General features: G+C 48.4%; 13 protein-coding genes and 1 pseudogene. 10 read left to right on the top strand and 4 right to left on the bottom strand.

Going from position 1 to position 15945, the window contains the following annotated elements:
• Nucleotides 1-224 precede the first annotated feature (224 nt).
• The gene (gene rlmM, locus CFN46_RS03420; RefSeq protein WP_035160575.1) at nt 225-1298 is read left to right on the top strand and encodes a 23S rRNA (cytidine(2498)-2'-O)-methyltransferase RlmM; all 1074 of its coding nucleotides are present in this window, start codon (nt 225-227) and stop codon (nt 1296-1298) included.
• 121 nt (nt 1299-1419) lie between these two features.
• Here the strand turns inward: rlmM and CFN46_RS03415 are convergent, their stop codons facing one another.
• Nucleotides 1420-1704, bottom strand: coding sequence for an antibiotic biosynthesis monooxygenase (locus CFN46_RS03415; RefSeq protein WP_024953371.1), 285 nt, complete (start codon nt 1702-1704; stop codon nt 1420-1422).
• A 61-nt stretch (nt 1705-1765) separates the two neighbouring features.
• Between CFN46_RS03415 and tusA the strand changes: the two genes are divergently transcribed.
• Complete coding sequence (gene tusA, locus CFN46_RS03410) at nt 1766-2011, top strand: sulfurtransferase TusA (protein ID WP_024953372.1); 246 nt, start codon at nt 1766-1768, stop codon at nt 2009-2011.
• Between the two features lie 26 nt (nt 2012-2037).
• Here the strand turns inward: tusA and CFN46_RS03405 are convergent, their stop codons facing one another.
• Both CFN46_RS03405 and CFN46_RS03400 read right to left on the bottom strand, forming a co-directional pair.
• Nucleotides 2038-2775 carry a hypothetical protein gene (locus CFN46_RS03405; RefSeq protein ID WP_024953373.1) on the bottom strand — a complete coding sequence of 246 codons (738 nt, stop codon included), beginning with the start codon at nt 2773-2775 and terminating at the stop codon, nt 2038-2040.
• Between the two features lie 313 nt (nt 2776-3088).
• The gene (locus tag CFN46_RS03400) at nt 3089-4513 is read right to left on the bottom strand and encodes an MATE family efflux transporter (RefSeq protein ID WP_024953374.1); all 1425 of its coding nucleotides are present in this window, start codon (nt 4511-4513) and stop codon (nt 3089-3091) included.
• Between the two features lie 292 nt (nt 4514-4805).
• On the opposite strand from CFN46_RS03400, the gene CFN46_RS03395 reads away from it, so the two are divergent.
• The 6 genes from CFN46_RS03395 (at nt 4806) to CFN46_RS03370 (ending at nt 11672) form a co-directional block, all read left to right on the top strand.
• Nucleotides 4806-5135: an elongation factor P hydroxylase gene (locus CFN46_RS03395; protein ID WP_254918388.1), complete on the top strand. Its 330-nt coding sequence runs from the start codon at nt 4806-4808 to the stop codon at nt 5133-5135.
• Nucleotides 5136-5199: 64 nt separating this feature from the next.
• Nucleotides 5200-6627 carry a tyrosine-type recombinase/integrase gene (locus CFN46_RS03390; protein ID WP_088742664.1) on the top strand — a complete coding sequence of 476 codons (1428 nt, stop codon included), beginning with the start codon at nt 5200-5202 and terminating at the stop codon, nt 6625-6627.
• The gene (locus CFN46_RS03385) at nt 6620-8584 is read left to right on the top strand and encodes a hypothetical protein (protein WP_088742663.1); all 1965 of its coding nucleotides are present in this window, start codon (nt 6620-6622) and stop codon (nt 8582-8584) included. Before CFN46_RS03390 ends, CFN46_RS03385 begins: the two co-directional genes overlap by 8 nt.
• 1 nt (nt 8585) lies before the next feature.
• The gene (locus CFN46_RS03380; protein ID WP_141103623.1) at nt 8586-10637 is read left to right on the top strand and encodes a hypothetical protein; all 2052 of its coding nucleotides are present in this window, start codon (nt 8586-8588) and stop codon (nt 10635-10637) included.
• A complete protein-coding gene (locus CFN46_RS03375; protein WP_088742661.1) occupies nt 10634-11059 on the top strand; it encodes a hypothetical protein in 426 nt (141 codons plus the stop codon). Before CFN46_RS03380 ends, CFN46_RS03375 begins: the two co-directional genes overlap by 4 nt.
• 103 nt (nt 11060-11162) lie before the next feature.
• On the top strand, nt 11163-11672 hold the full coding sequence (locus CFN46_RS03370; protein ID WP_088742660.1) for an elongation factor P hydroxylase: 510 nt from the start codon (nt 11163-11165) through the stop codon (nt 11670-11672).
• A 16-nt stretch (nt 11673-11688) separates the two neighbouring features.
• On the opposite strand, the pseudogene CFN46_RS03365 reads toward CFN46_RS03370, so the two are convergent.
• Nucleotides 11689-12431: pseudogene (locus CFN46_RS03365) on the bottom strand (integrase core domain-containing protein).
• Between the two features lie 97 nt (nt 12432-12528).
• On the opposite strand from CFN46_RS03365, the gene CFN46_RS03360 reads away from it, so the two are divergent.
• Nucleotides 12529-12711 carry a helix-turn-helix domain-containing protein gene (locus CFN46_RS03360; protein WP_088742659.1) on the top strand — a complete coding sequence of 61 codons (183 nt, stop codon included), beginning with the start codon at nt 12529-12531 and terminating at the stop codon, nt 12709-12711.
• 11 nt (nt 12712-12722) lie between these two features.
• Nucleotides 12723-15944, top strand: a complete 3222-nt coding sequence (locus tag CFN46_RS03355; RefSeq protein WP_088742658.1) for a helicase-related protein — start codon at nt 12723-12725, stop codon at nt 15942-15944.
• Nucleotide 15945 lies beyond the last annotated feature (1 nt).

Genomic DNA, 15945 nt, shown 5'->3' with positions numbered 1-15945 from the left:
CTTAGCGCCGATGGTAGTGTGGAGTTTCTCCATGCGAGAGTAGGTCATCGTCAGGCACCTATACTGAACCGCCCCTGTAGCCTTGCTGCAGGGGCGGTTCTCTTTGTAAGTCAAAAAGTATGCGTGAGATTTAATGCTTCGGTGATTCAGTCACTGCAGCCATGCGTGCACGTTTGTAGAAGGTAGGGGCAAGACGTTAGACTCCCCAGCCTTCTGTACTGGAGATGATGATGCAACCTCAAGAACTGTTGCTGTATTGCCGCCCTGGCTTCGAGGCTGATCTTGCTGCAGAAGTCTGTGAGAAAGCTGCCTATGTTGGTGCGCCGGGCTACCCCATTGCGGCACGTAACAGTGGTTTTGTGCGTTACGTGGTGACTGGCGACGAGCCTGCCAACACCTTGCATCGTGAGATGCCGCTGGAAGCACTGGTGTTTGCGCGCCAGACGCTCGTGGCATTGGAGCCGATGGTAGGCATGTCACGCGAGAATCGCGTCTCTCCGATTCTGCAGCAGGTGGTGGATGCTGGCTGGAGCTTTGAAGAGATTCGTCACGAGATGCCGGACACCAATGACGGCAAGGCGCTCTCCGGGCTTGGCAAGGCGGTAGGTCGCCCGTTGGAATCTGCGCTCAAGAAGCGTGGTGCACTGCGTCGCAAGGCTGGTGGTCGTGCGCTGCATGTGTTCTGGACTGATGGCGATGAAGTACAGCTGGGGATGAGTTTCCCGGGTAACCGTAGTGAGTACGCCAATGGTATTCGCCACTTACGTTCGCCGAGTCGCGCACCGAGCCGCTCTACTCTCAAGCTGGAAGAGGCGTGGCATGAATTCGTACCGCGCGATCAGTGGGAGCGTCGTATTGCGACCGGTATGCAAGCTGCTGATCTGGGGGCTGCGCCGGGAGGCTGGACTTTCCAATTGGTAGAGAAGGGCATGTTTGTGTTTGCCATCGATAATGGCCCCATGAACAAGGACCTGATGGCGACCGGACAGGTAGAGCACCTCAAGGAGGATGGCTTTACCTGGGAGCCGCCATTGCGCCTTGATTGGTTGGTCTGCGATATTGTTGATCGCCCCATCCGTGTGACTGAGATGGTCGAGCGCTGGCTGAAGAAGCGCTGGTGCAACGAAGCGGTCTTCAATCTCAAGCTGCCGATGAAACAGCGCTGGAAAGAAGTGTCGCGTTGCCTTGATTACCTGGCACAGAGTCTTGAGAACTCTCATGTCGGGGCTGAGATTCGCTGTCGCCATCTCTACCATGATCGGGAAGAAGTCACTGTACACGTACGTATCACGCACTAAGCTCAGCCATCTTGTGGCCTGATATATCAACAAAAATCCCACGGCCGCGATTGCGGTACGTGGGATTTTTGTTTCAGTCTTTCGTTTTCGCTTTGAGTAGCCAACCAGCAGCCGAATGCACTCAGGTGTGCTCGAGCATCACGATACGCTCAGGTTGGGATAGCATGGGGCCCAGACGCGCCATCATACGGTCTCGTGCGTTACTGACTGACCATTCCTGCCAGGCTCTTGCATCTCGCCATGAGGTAATCAAAATACGATGACCTGGGCGGCCACTTTCCACCAGGTTCTCACCGGAAATGAAGCCTTGTGCATGCATGGCCTCCCTCACGACTTCTCGTGAAGCTTGTTCGTAATCCTGTTCCAGCCCCGGCATGATATGCCGTTCGATCAGTACCTTGATCATGCCTGTCTCCCCCCACTTTGCACATGCCGTCTCTTGGCGGCAGGATTTTCAGGAGCCTTCGATGACCGATACTACTCTACCTGTGCCTGATGCTGAACTCGAAACCAGTGGGCTATATTGCCCAGAGCCCATCATGATGCTGCACAATAAGGTACGTGAGCTATCTTCTGGAGATTTGCTCAAAGTGATAGCTACTGACCCCGCGACCACTCGGGATGTGCCCAAGTTTTGCACCTTCCTTGGACACACTCTGGAGCTACGTCATGAAACGCCGGAGCAATTCCTGTATTACATCCGCATCAGCTGAGCTCAGCAGGTAGCAGGTTCAGCATGTCAGGCTTCGCAGTCATGAACCCCTACGCTGACCTGATCGCTGTTGTCGCCGGTCATCATCACCGCGAGAGCTTCCAGCGTTGCCGGGTCCTGCTCACGAATCTGATTGGCTACGGCGCGCTGGAAGAAATAGACCATATCGTGGCGACTCCGACCAGGATATAGGCAGTCATCGCCCGCCAATACTGGAGTCTGCGTTACACGAGCCTCATCGACCAGTAACGCTTCGATATTGCCATCACTGTACAGACGCCAGCCAAAGACCTGCTTGAGCTGCCACTGCGATGCACTATTCGTCATGCATAGTGCATGAGTTCCCAGCGTATCGGGTAGCTGCTGCAATAGCGTGGTCTTTTCCGATGCTTCATAGTCGTAATAGGCCGCCGCGTGTTCCAGCTCGAACACCTTGTGATCAGGTGCCAGCATGAAAACATCATCGGTTTCCGGATCGCGATAACCGACAAAATGGCCTTGCTGTGGGTCTTCAAGCTCGTGGCAGGGGATTAGACTCTCCATCCACGGCACCATACCGACCACTTCACCATCCTCACGTAGCCCCCAAGCCAGCACTGGAATGCTGTAATAGCTCTCCGGGTCGCTGTCGAGTTGATAGAGCATTTCGAGACCATCGTTTTCCGGTGCAAGACGGAGAACGCGGCGTCTTGCCCGCATTCTGTCGCGCATGACACTTAGGTCGATGACCTTGGCAGAGCGGGGGGAAGAAACTGGTACGCCCATGACGAACCCTCCTCAGCAGCTTGTCGATCGCCCTCGGCGTGTGCTGGTACGTCTTTCCCCGTGCAGAAAGATCAAGTCTTGGGGTAAAGAACGTACCGCCCTCAATAACCATTAGCACAGCCTTAGCCTTGACGGTAACCCCTTCTTGGACGAAATGACCGTCCATGTTCACTTTTCTGTTTAAACGCAAGAGCTCACTGACCAGATGGGAACCAGTCAGTGAGCTCTTGTGGAATGCTATGTCGCGTTAGATAAAGCCTGTAATGGCGCCTCGTAATCAAGCACTCGAGGAGTGCTTGATTACATGCAGTACTTATCCGGGCAGGCCATCACCCTTGATAGCGCGACGCGCAATGACCCATAGCCGCCAACCGAGAAGAATCGCTGCGACGGTGAGTCCCGCGACCATGCCAATCCAATAGCCATAGACGCCCATTTCCTCTACAGGCCATGGCCAGACAGGGAAGGCTTCACTGCCGACGCCCAGGAGATGGCCACCGCCAAGTCCGACGACCCAATAGGCGAACATGGTAATCAACATGATGATACGAGTGTCCTTGAAGCCACGTAGTGCGCCTGCCATCGCGACCTGCAGGGAGTCGGACACCTGGTAAAGCATCGCTAGCGTTATCAATGACAGTGCCAGCGCCTGTACTTTGAGGTTGCTGGTATAGAGAGCAACTGCTGGTTCTGCCAACACCCAGATCACCATATCATTGACCAGCGCCACTACTAGCGAGAAAGCGACACCATTCCATGCGACGAAGCGCGCCTCACGCATATCTCCACGTCCGATGGTATGGCCGACCCTCACGGTAAGCGCCATTGCCATCGATAGCGGCAGCATGAACAACAGCGAGGTGAAGTTGAGTGCTACTTGATGTGCAGCGACCTTGATTTCACCAAAGCTAGCCACGAATAGAGCAATGACCGTGAACAGAGTGACTTCAAAGAAGATGGCGATGCCAATAGGCAGGCCGACCTTGAGCAGTTCCGCTATTTTCTTGAACTGTGGCGGGCTGGGCTGGCACCACAGCGCGACTGCACGATATGCGCTGCTGCGACGAGTATAGGCGAACATGCTCAGGCACATGATCCACATGGCGAGACCTGTTGCAATGCCACAACCGGCGGCACCCATGGCGGGAATATCGCCCAATATTCCGGGAAGGGTGATTCCCAGCAGCTCGTCTACCCCCGCGGAGCCGTAAATCAATACGTAATTGAGCGGGATATTCGATAGCAGCCCTACCAGGCTGATGATCAAGGCAGGCCGGGTATGATTCATGCCATCGGAATAGGCGCGCAGTACCTGATAGAAGGCTGCGCCTGGCATCCCCCATGCAATGGCCATCAAATAGAGCGTCGCTTGCTCAGCAACAGCAGAAGGCACGTCCATTGCCGTGAATATAGGGACTGCCAGATACCAAAGTGCAAGCCCTGATACGCTACCGAGCACGAGTGAAATCCATAGTGATTGGTGCACATTATCGCGCACCTCACCGCTACGATTACCGCCCATCAATTGCGCGACGACCGGCGTCAGCCCCATCAGCGTGCCAGCCATCAGTAGCAACAAGGGTACCCACAGGCTTGAGCCTACTGAAACCGCGGCAAGATCTGTGGCACTGGAGCGCCCTGTCATCAGTATGTCTACGGCACTCATACCAGCCTGAGCCAGCTGAGCGCCACAGATAGGCAGCGCTAGTTTAAGCAGGCGCGAGGTTTCTATGCGCACCCTGGGAAGAAGGGGGGGAGGTGGGCCTGAAGAGGGCGGTGAATCAGCGGCGTGCACGATGGGCTCCTGCTAGTAATCGAGAATCATTCTTGCTTAAGGGCGCCATCCTAGCAGATAAGGCCTGCCCGCGGGACGGAGTAGAGTGAATTATCGTGGCTGTGCAATGAGCTGTCAGCTGAAATGACGTTCGATGGGCAAGCCACGTATAATGACAACGTTTAGAGGGCTAAAATCTGCCTGCTGTGCCTTCCACTGACATTGTCACGCATGACGTGATTGCTGAGAGTTGCCCGTGCTGCCGTCTTCCGAGTTCTCCTCTACTTGTCGCTCGTTCATGCCCAGTAAAGCCATCCTTGATGCGCCTGTATCGACGCTAGTGCATGGCCATGAACTGGCACCCCTGATCGCGCTGTTCGATGGCCTGTTCGCCGAGACATTCAATACGTTGCTGCGCCGCGCACCTGAAGAACCGCTTTATCTGCCGGCAGGCATGCGCCTGACGCAAACAGGCGAGAGAGGTGATGATGACGAGCGTGAAGAGAGAGAGAGTCGCCATCACCGTATTTATCTGGCGCGTGGCTTCTTCTCCAGTGCATTGCATGAAGTCCATGCATCTCTTTAAAGGTTGACATGCTAGGGAACTCATGTTCGGATGATGTACATCCTAAGGGGATCCTATAATAGGTATGAAAGCAACCCTCAATGATCTTTTTAAATCAACAGCGAGAGTTATCCATTTAAGCCACTTTTATAAGGGACGGTTGATTTGGAAGGAGGGGGAAGCGGACGACGAATATGAATATCACTTTTCCCACCTAGAAGGCTGCGGTTATTTTCCAAAGATGTCAGTCATCCTTCAATCAAACGGACTGCCCTGGGATATTGGTAATGCCTATTTGTTAGGCCAATTAGAAAAGCCAAGCCTTTCTAATATGAGAACGCTCACAGCGAGAGCGACTCACTTAAAGTACTATCTCCAGTACTTAGAAGACTCAGGGCAACATTTTCTAGATCTTCCTAAGCTTTACTACGAACGTGCACCACAAAAGTTTAGAGTGCTCATGAGTCAAGTTTTGGATAACCACGATTTTAGTGCCGAAAGCATTAATAACGTACTTTCTACGGTTGCTCACTTCTATAAAAACATTCGCTATGAATCGCTGGTGACGGAAGCGAGTTTAGAAAATGAGCCATTCACCCCGATAAGAAAGTCAATAATGGTCACCAATCGGGTAGGTTTAGTTCGGAGCACTCAGGTCATTACTAATGACCTTAGAATCAAGAGCAGCAGATATCAAAACTCTCCAGTGGGACAGCTAAGAGACGGGGGGAGTTTGCGTCCTTTAACCCCGGAAGAGCAGCAGATTATTTTTGGTGGGTTTAGAAAAAATTACGCATCTATAGAACTGGAGTTAATGATTCGAACCGCACTCGAAACAGGGGCAAGACAGCAAACCGTATGCACATTAAGTATCGGCTGTATCAAGCAAGCACATAGTGAATTAGAAGCTACTCCGTCAATGACTCATGTTGTTATAAATGGAGGCCAGCGCTTCAAGGCTGATACGAAAGGCAGCAGATTAAATAGGCTGATTTTTAGGCGTGAGCTAATTTATGATTTAATGGCCTATATCGACTGCAAGCGTGCAGAAGATCGAAGGCTTTATAATAATAGTTTTTATGGTGATACAGACGATAACTATGTATTTTTAACTCGAGATGGAAATCCTTACTATACAGCTCAACGAGAAGTCCTAGATCGCCAAGATCCTAACGCGGCCTGGAATATTAAAGCGCCCATGATGGTGCCCAAGAACGGGCAGTCTCTCAGGAATGAGCTGGGGAGGTTTATTTCCCGCATCCAAAAAAACGAACCAGACTTTAAAGTTTTCACTTTTCATGACCTCAGGGCGACTATGGGTATGAATACCGTGAGGTCAATGAGAGCAAACGGTTATCCTGATTCAAAAATCTTTGATCATGTTAGGCAACGTTTGAATCACAGTAATTTTAAAACGACTGAGGGGTATCTCAACTTCGATTCTGAACTTTCTGAGTTTTATGACATACAAGAAGCTTTTGGCGAGATGATGTGTGGTTACGATAATGAATGACTCTGTCGCCAGTCGCCCTTTAATTGAAGTTAATCCTAATAAGTTGCCCCAAGTGTATGCTCCTCAAGCGGTGGTGATAAAAGGCCGCCGGTCGGATGGTATGCACTTTAAAGTGGATGTTGGCAGAGTGTGTTATCTGGAACGCGTCCTAGATTCTGGGCGTTACCTGAGTGGTAAACACTATATCCCCGGCTCGGTTAATACCGAATCTTTATCGTCAGAAAGAGTAGCGTGGCTCCGAAACTATTTGTATATCGCGTTGAGCAAAGGGTGGCGGGATGAAACTCTTCGGCAGAACCTGCATTGCTTGCGCTATTTCTTTCATTTTTGTGACTTTGACGGAGGTTTAAAGCCAACCACATTAGATGGGTTGGTGAGTGAGTACCAGCGTTATCAAAACATTCTTGACCAAAGGGGTAGTGTGAGAGGTGATTTGTCTCTTAAACCATCGTCGATTTTAAAGCGCTTAAATACTGCACGGAGCTTTATCCAGTGGGCATTTCAACTATCGAACAATGAAATTCTTGCTCTTATACCGAAACAACGTAGCCGGCAGTCTAACGCAGTAAACGAGGACAGGGCTGTAAGCCTTCAGGATGGGCAGGACTACTTACGTGCGTGTGCTGTTTATTTCAATCAATTTGCTGACTCTATCTTAGATAATCAATATCCCATCCCGGTTAGCCCTCCGCATGATGAGCGTGAACACCTATATTGGCATTCAAACTTAGGGACTTCTTTGGTAAGTTTGTCAAGTTGCTTTACCAAAGAGGGAGACCCTCTGCCGTTTCATGAAATAAAAGATGTTCTGGCAAAAAACTTTAAAAGCAAATCATCGGAGAAATCCGAATTTTATGATAGAGCGCTTGTTGGTAATAGAAATGAATGGATAAGCGGAAAGTTAACACCTCAAAAGGTCTATGCCTATAATTTAAGTGTATTCTGCTTTTTTCAGATATATCTTGCTTTTACAGCGGCAAATGTTCAACCAACACTTGATCTTAAAATAATCGATATAGATCTCAGTAAGGTAGGGTCTAGTGCTTTTGCAAAGAAACACAAATTTCGCGCGGGCAGAGCGGTTAAATTTGAAGCGCCCAGCCATTTAAAGCGAGAGATCATAAAGTTTTTAAAATTAAGGGCCTGGGCTGAAACTCTTGAACTGCCTGGAAATGCCCAAGAGTACCTGTTCGTCAAAATTGGCGAAAGTAATAAATTACAACGGTTCGACAGAAGTGGCGGTGTAATCCTCACCAGAAAGTCTCCCCTATTTAAAGGACTTGCCAAAATATCATCAAGGGATATAAGGCAGCTTGCGGGTGAGTATTTCATTCGCAAATCACAAGGTAAAGTTTCTTTAGTTGCTAAGAAGCTAAACAACTCACTGGCAACGACAGCAAGGGCTTATACGTCAATTGATATAGAAGCTCAGGCTAAGGAAATGAATCGTTATCATGAGGAGCTGACTTCTCAAATTAGGTATTTTAATCGAACAACTCATAGTCCCTTACCTGTGAGTATTGCAAGTGAAGACGGATCTGAACGAATCGCCTCCGGATCATGTGCCAACATGAACGGTGTAATCCCTTTAAGGGCCAAGGGGTTTAACTCTAAAGCCCCTGAGCCAAGCTGTGGTACGTTCGAAAGTTGTCTTTTCTGTGAATACTACGCAGTCCATGAAGATTTTGAAGATATCCATAAGCTCTTGAGTCTTAAAGAAGCGCTGAATGCCACGTCAATGATTCGAAATGACTCAGAACACTATGAAGCTGTTGTTAAACCAGCAATCTTTCGAATTGACGAAATCTTGGACTTTGTAAGCAAAAATAATCCTGAGCTTAGGAAAGTAATAAGGCAGGCCGAAGACGAGATAGAAATGGGAAACTATAACCGACATTGGGGTAGGCAGGTTGAAATTTTGACCCGCTTGGCAAGCAATTCTGGAAGAGGGTTATAGTTTGTCAAAATTAATGTTTCGTAATCCCATTGTTAACGAGGCCTATCTACCAAATGAATTCTCAGCTCTAAAACCTGCTGATGATATGGTGGTTACGATCAATAAAGATGGAAGCCCTAGATCGATATTTCGGGATGATACTTGGGATTACAGCGCCACAAGCTCAACGGTTCGATTACTTAATTTCAGAGCAAAGATGGAGAGCATTACCCCAGTTGATGGGGTAAAACCAGCGCGCACACATAGATCAGATATCGCCAATGAGTTTCTTAAAATTCTTACGCTACATTGGATAAGTGCGCTGGGTGGTTGTTCAATGTCAAAGCTTAACGGCGATGTGACGGCAATTTCGTTTTTGGTACGTTACTGTTCAGATAGAGAGATTTCCCCGAAAAAAATCTTCTCAACCCCCGACGCAATAGATTTCTTAACGAGCCGAGCTTCAACAACAAAACAGGCAGGGCTTTTTCTCGGAAAAATTCAGCGCATCGCGGATACCGCAACGGTACTCAGCAATAACATATTCTGGCAAGAAATAAGGCCTTCGGTTGAGTTTCTGAATAAATTGAAAAGAACCAGAAAGAAGTTTCCAGAAACCTCGGATTCAGTACAGACGCTACTTATTCCTTCAGAGATCTATCAAAGTGTGCTCAAGAAAACCATTGAAGATCTAGATTGTTTCTTACAACACGAGAAATATATAAAGCTTGTCTTTTCTATGCGAAGTCTTGCGAGAGATAAAGGAGTTGCGCTGGATAGAAGCTTGGTTCCTACTACAACAACAAGGCGCCAGGATGGGCGGACTCAGTACTACTGGAAAAAGTTATTGTGTGAGAACGTAGATGTTTCTGAAGCCTTGAAAGGGCTTTATAAAGCAGGTGTTTCAAAAAGTGAAAGCTGGGCTGGGCTTGTCGAAAACCTTAAGCGCTGGCAGCTTCGGTGTGCCATTTTAATTTCTGCGTTTACTGGCATGCGCAAGAGTGAATTGTTGGCCGTTCCCCTTAACGGATTAAAGACAATAAATACCGATAATGGTCCTATCCCTGTTGTTTGGTCGACAACTACCAAGCTAGAGGCCAATGGTGCTCCTCGGTTTACGAAGTGGGTGACATGCTTAGCCGTCGAAGCTGCTTTTAAGGTTGCAAAGATAATTACTGAAGGTGTGCTTGAATGGTCTGGCGACAGGCGAATAACGGATATCCAAGAACAAGAAACGCCTCTTTTTATGTCAATTGAACACGGAAAAAGCGGTATTCCACATCGGCAATTTCGGTTTACAACAACCTCTTTCTGCTTAAAACGTATTAATGAAGATCTTTACAAGAAAGAGCTAGAAGTCACAGACCAGGATATAGCAGAAATAAGTTGGTTTTTATATGGGGAGGGCGTACCAGAAGCTATCAAAGCTGGTAAGGTCTGGCCACTAACATTCCACCAGTTTAGACGGTCAATGACAGTCTATGCGGCAGCTAGCGGAATGGTGTCATATCCGGTACTCAAGGCACAGCTTAAACATATCAGCATGGTGATGACAGTATATTACTCAGACTCAAATTCAAGAGCTATAAATATTCTGGGTGAAGAAGCTGAGATCAAGTCCCTGCGTGCTGAGTGGTCAGATGCCAAAGCACGTGCTGAAGCGGATAGCATCCATACGCTTCTAGAAAGCGATCAGCCATTAGAGGGTATCGCAGGCAGAAGATTGAATGCCCAAAAGGACAGATATGAATTGCCTATGTTCCTAGAAAGCCGGGTGTCGACAAAGCAAGCAGTAAAAAAGGGAAAGTTTCGTTATAGGCCCACACTAGTTGGAGGATGCATATCTGTGGCGGCCTGTAATAAAGGCGCTGGAGTACTAGCATCCGCCTGTATCAGTTGCGAAAATGCCGTATTCCTTCCAGGGTCAAGAGCCGCGCTAGAGCAGACAAAAGAGTTTTATGAGGCCCAGCTAGCCGAAGGCGCCCCTAAGCGAGCACGACAAGAGTACGAGACCAATATTAAGAAAATTGATAGTTTTTTGCAGCGACTTGTTGAAACAGAGGAGGTCACTTGAAAACACGAAGTAAAATCGAAGAGGAGTATTGGGAGGCTCTTGCGCGCTTGAAAAGTGGCACAACCAAGTTTGTCGATACCAAGTCGACTAGATTTAAAGTCACTAAAGATGCAGTGGGGCGTGAGGCTGGCCGAGGAAAAGGGTACGTGCGTTATGAAAGATACCCATTACTGTGCGAAGCCATCGCAGATGCAGAGGAAGCTAGAAAGAAAAATGGTCCAGCAACACCAACGGCCAATTCTAAGATTGAGCAGCAGAAAGTACTAAAACAAAAAGCAATCAGTGACTATAACCAGCTCAAGCAAGAATACGACCTGTTGATGACGGAATACCTAAATGTAGTGAGGCGCAATTTTGAGCTTGAGACAGGTTTTGTCGAGAATAATAAGGTCAGACTTGTTCGGATGCCAAATAAGAGATAGTTAATAATATAGCTGACCTTTCTGGTGGAATCTCGAGATTTATTGGTTGTCTCTAAGTGCTTTGTTGTTATCCGGCAAACGGGTTGTTCTCAGGAGTTTATAAATGGATCTTAATGAAGATGAATGCTGTCAGTATTTGATTGACGCATTTGCAGGTATTTTCCCCGGCCTGAAAATAACTGGGGGTGCAGAAGAGCCGTTTTATGTGGCACCTAAAGAAAATACAGGTGCAATAATTTATTTTAGGAGTAACTACCCGAGAAGTTTGCTGCACGAGATATCGCATTATTGCTTAGCGGGTGATAGGCGACGAAGTATTGATGATTTCGGTTTTTGGTATTCTCCATGTGGAAGAACTGTGGAAGAGCAGTCACGATTCGAGATCGCGGAGGCCAGACCTCAGGGATTAGAGAAGGCCATGTGCGAGATTGTAGGTTTAAAATTCTCACCAAGCTTGGACGACTTTTCTGGGCGTCCTCCGTCGGAAGACTTCCTAAAAAACTTGGAAGTGGCTTATCGAGAGATGATGACGAGTCCGCCTCCTACCGCAGGAAAAGTTTTATGTGGACTAAAAAAATATGGGGATGCTAATGGTCGGCTGATGCTTGTCTGAAAATCGATTCTCAACGTTACCTCATTCCGTTTCGTTCGATGTTGAGCTCTTTCTCGAACATAGTATAGGGTGTCACCCCCTTCATGTTGCGCCCTTGGTGGGGGCGTTTGTTGTTGCAGATGACGAGGTCGTTATCCATGTTCTGCTGCATCTCATCCAGGGCTTTGTACCACTTGACATGATCTTGGATACGGAAGTGCTCGTCCAGTAGCGTTCGGTGCAGCCGCTCGATGAATCCGTTGCCTTGCGGCCGGCGCACCTTGGTTGTGCGGTGCTCGATCTCTTCGAGCTGGAAGAACAGCTCATACGAATGATGATCCTTTTGATCGCCGAATTCACGACCGTTGTCGCTGAGTATTGTGCTAATACTGGCATCTTGCGATTCGAAGAAGAGCAGCAGCATGCCGTTGCTGCGCACGTTAATGCGTAATGGACAGCTTGTTGGTGTAAAGGTGGCCCTAGACACTTCTCACGCCGTTAGAGCTGATCTGGATGCCGCGGGGCAAGCTCTTGTGAGACACACACTGGGCTGTGTGTGGGAAGGCCAGGCTGTGCTCGAGGATGGCCGTTTCGGTCTCTTCACTGACTCGGTTGGGGAGAGGGCCGCGCAGCCCGGGTAGCTTGGCGACCGAGCCCCTCGGAGCCGAAGGTCTGGTAGTTACGCCGGATCTCATAGAACTGCTGCCGCGAGTAATCCATCAGCTTGCACGCCTTGCTGACATTCTGGATATCTTTGGCCACCTCGCTTTCAGTAGCCAACTGTTAGGTAAATGCCGTCATCCCTCATGTCGGTTTTCTGCTTGTGATTCCCCTAATTTTCTCATATTCTCCCAATTGTCTACGATGGGGGAAAGCAATGGCCGAACAAATATTGACCATCAAGGAAGTCGCTGACTTCCTCAAGCTGACGGAGAAGACGGCCTATAGGCTGGCAGCTGAGGGAAAGTTGCCAGGGTTTAAAGTAGGAGGGAGTTGGCGCTTCAAGCAATCCGATATCGATAACTGGATTGAAGAAAGTAAAGCCGGTCAAAAGAAATAGGGAAGCAGACTATGTTGTTGGATAACAAGAATAGCGGCTATGTGGGAACGGAGCTAAAGGCTCATGCCTATGAAGGCTCGAAGTTGTCCGTGCTGTCTGCGTTATTCACGCTTTATGGTTTTTCCTCCCTCAAGAAAGAGTTCTCAAAATTATCGGACGTTCGGTTATTGCTGACTGATTGGCCGCATTCGAGCCTGCAATCTCTTATAGGCTCGGAAAACGAATTACGGCTTATCAACAAGCTCGATCAGAAGCGTATTGCCCAGGAGTGCGTCAAATGGCTATCCGGCAAGGTTGAAGTCAAAGCGTCTGATGGCCTCAATCAGAGCAATCAAAACCTGTTTCATATCACGAACCCGGATAAGCCGGATTTTGCGGTTCATGGTAGTGCCACACTCAGCCCCGTTGGTTTAGGCGCAGTACAGTCTGACCACTTTCAAATGAATACAGGCATCAGCGATCCGAAGACAAGCAAGCAGCTATTAGGCTGGTTTGACTCGATATGGGCAGATGAATCGGCAGTGAAAGATATAAAGGCCGATTTTATCCGGAAGTTGGACTTTATCGCAGCAGATCAGCCTGCAAATTTCATATATTTCCTTACGCTTTACAATATCTTCAAAGATTTCCTGCAAGATATTGATGAAGAAAATATCATCAAAAGCAAAACCGGCTTTAAAGACACAGCTGTCTGGAACAAGCTTTACAAGTTTCAGAAAGATGGTGTGCTAGGGGCTATTGACAAGCTTGAAAAGCACAACGGCTGCATTATCGCCGATAGTGTCGGTCTCGGTAAGACTTTTGAAGCCCTCGCCGTTATCAAATACTACGAACTCCGCAACGACCGTGTACTGGTGCTTTGTCCGAAAAAGCTGCGCGATAACTGGACAATGTACACGATCAATGACAAGCGTAATCTGCTTGCCAGTGACCGGTTCAACTACGATGTACTGAATCACACCGACCTTAGCCGCGTGAAAGGTTATTCGGGAGAAATCAATCTAGAAACCCTGAACTGGAGTAATTACGACCTCATCGTTATCGATGAATCTCATAACTTCAGGAACAACCCGAACAAAGCCGAGGGCAAAACCCGCTATGAGCGTTTGCTTGACGACATCATTCGATCAGGTGTCAAAACCAAAGTCCTGATGTTATCGGCCACACCGGTGAATAATCGGATGAACGATCTAAAGAACCAGATAGCGTTCATCACCGAAGGCCAGGACGATGCCTTTCAGGATGTCGGGATCAAGAATATTGAAAGCACGTTGCGTCTTGCTCAGCGCCAGTTTAACTCGTGGCTCAATGAACCCATTGAAAACCAAAACCGCACGACAGCAACCTTGCTGGACAGCATGAGTTTTGATTACTTCAAGCTGCTTGATGTCGTCACGATTGCCCGCTCGCGTAAGCACATCGAGAGATATTACGGCACATCCGACATCGGGAAATTCCCGACGCGGCTGAAGCCGGTCAATATCTATGCGGATATTGATCTTTCCAATGAATTCCCGCCACTGAAAGAGGTCAACAAGACCATCCGGCGGTTATCCCTGGCCGGTTATTCACCGCTCAAGTTTGTGCGTAACGATAAAAAGGAAGAGTATGCCCGCCGTTACGATAAGGCCGTAGGCGCGGGTAAGGGCGTTTTTAAACAGATTGACCGTGAAGAAAGTCTGATCCACTTGATGCGGGTGAACTTGTTGAAGCGAATGGAGAGTTCAATCCACTCTTTCTCCCTGACAGTTGAAAAGCTTCTCGCTCAGGTTGATACGCTACGCGCCAAGATCGAAGAGCATGAGCAAGGTGACATTGATGCCCTGAACATTGAGGATATTCAAGACATCGAAATGGATTCGCCCGAGTTCGAGCCATTCCTGATCGGCAATAAAACCAAAATCCTTTTGCAGGATATGGACCTGATCCGCTTCAAACAGGAGCTCGAAGCGGATCATCTCTTGCTAGAAAGTATTCTTGAGGACGCCAAGAAGGTGACGGCGGACAGGGATGCCAAATTAGAGCAACTCAAAACGATCATTGTTCAAAAGGCAGAAAATCCCCTAAATCCAGGCAATAAGAAAGTTATCATTTTTACTGCCTTTGCGGATACCGCGCAGTATCTATACACCCATCTTGCCGGGTGGGCCTCAAAAGAGCTTGGTATCCACAGCGCGTTGATTACGGGGACGGGAACGAATAAGACGACGCTTACCGGCCTATGGTCGGACCTCAATAATCTGCTGACGGCCTTCTCGCCTGTATCAAAAGAGCGTGCCAGGATCGATCCGGAGGCGACGCAGGAAATTGACTTGCTTATCGCAACGGACTGTATCAGTGAAGGCCAGAACCTACAGGATTGCGATAGCCTTATAAATTACGATATCCACTGGAACCCTGTCCGGATTATCCAGCGTTTTGGTCGTGTTGACCGGCTGGGTTCAAAGAACACCCAAATCCAGCTTATTAACTTTTGGCCAAATATGGAGCTGGACGAATATATCAACCTTGAGGCAAGGGTCTCGGGACGAATGGTGCTTCTCGATATTTCCGCTACAGGCGAAGAAAACGTCATCGACGAAAACGCGAAGGAAATGAATGATCTGGAGTACCGCCGTAAACAGTTACAACAGCTCAAGGACACTGTTGTTGATCTGGAGGATATGACGGGTGGTGTCTCTATTACCGACTTGACGCTAAACGACTTTCGAATGGATTTGTCGGATTATCTCAAAAGTGAAAAGCAAAATATTGAGAAAGCCCCGCTCGGACTGTTTGCAGCGATTAAGCTGGATGAGGAAATGAGGACGGATGGTCTTGAGCCTGGGATTGTCTTCTGCCTGAAAAATGTCAGGACAGGGCACGAGGCCGTTCAAGTAGATGATAACTATCCGCTATCACCGTATTTTCTTGTCTATGCTACCGACAATGCGGATATCAGGCTTAATTTTACCCAGAGTAAGAAAGTGCTGGATTTGATGAAGCGTCAGGCCTTTATGGTCCGTGACGTAGATGAGCCTGCAATGGCGCAACTGAATTCGGCCACTAAAAATGGCGCCGACATGGCGCATTATCAGCATCTGCTTGCCGTGGCCGTAGATAGTATTGCCGGTAAGAGTGAAGAAAAAGGTGTTCAAAGCCTGTTTGCCAAAGGCGGAACTGTGCTGACAGCAACCAGCAGTCAGGGAATAGAAGACTTTGCGGTCGTTTCCTATCTCGTCCTTCTCTATTAAT

Source organism: Cobetia sp. QF-1 (assembly GCF_002213105.1).
Classification (GTDB): domain Bacteria; phylum Pseudomonadota; class Gammaproteobacteria; order Pseudomonadales; family Halomonadaceae; genus Cobetia; species Cobetia crustatorum.
Note: the sequence above shows the minus strand (reverse complement) of the source record. Positions and strands in the feature narration are given on the sequence as shown.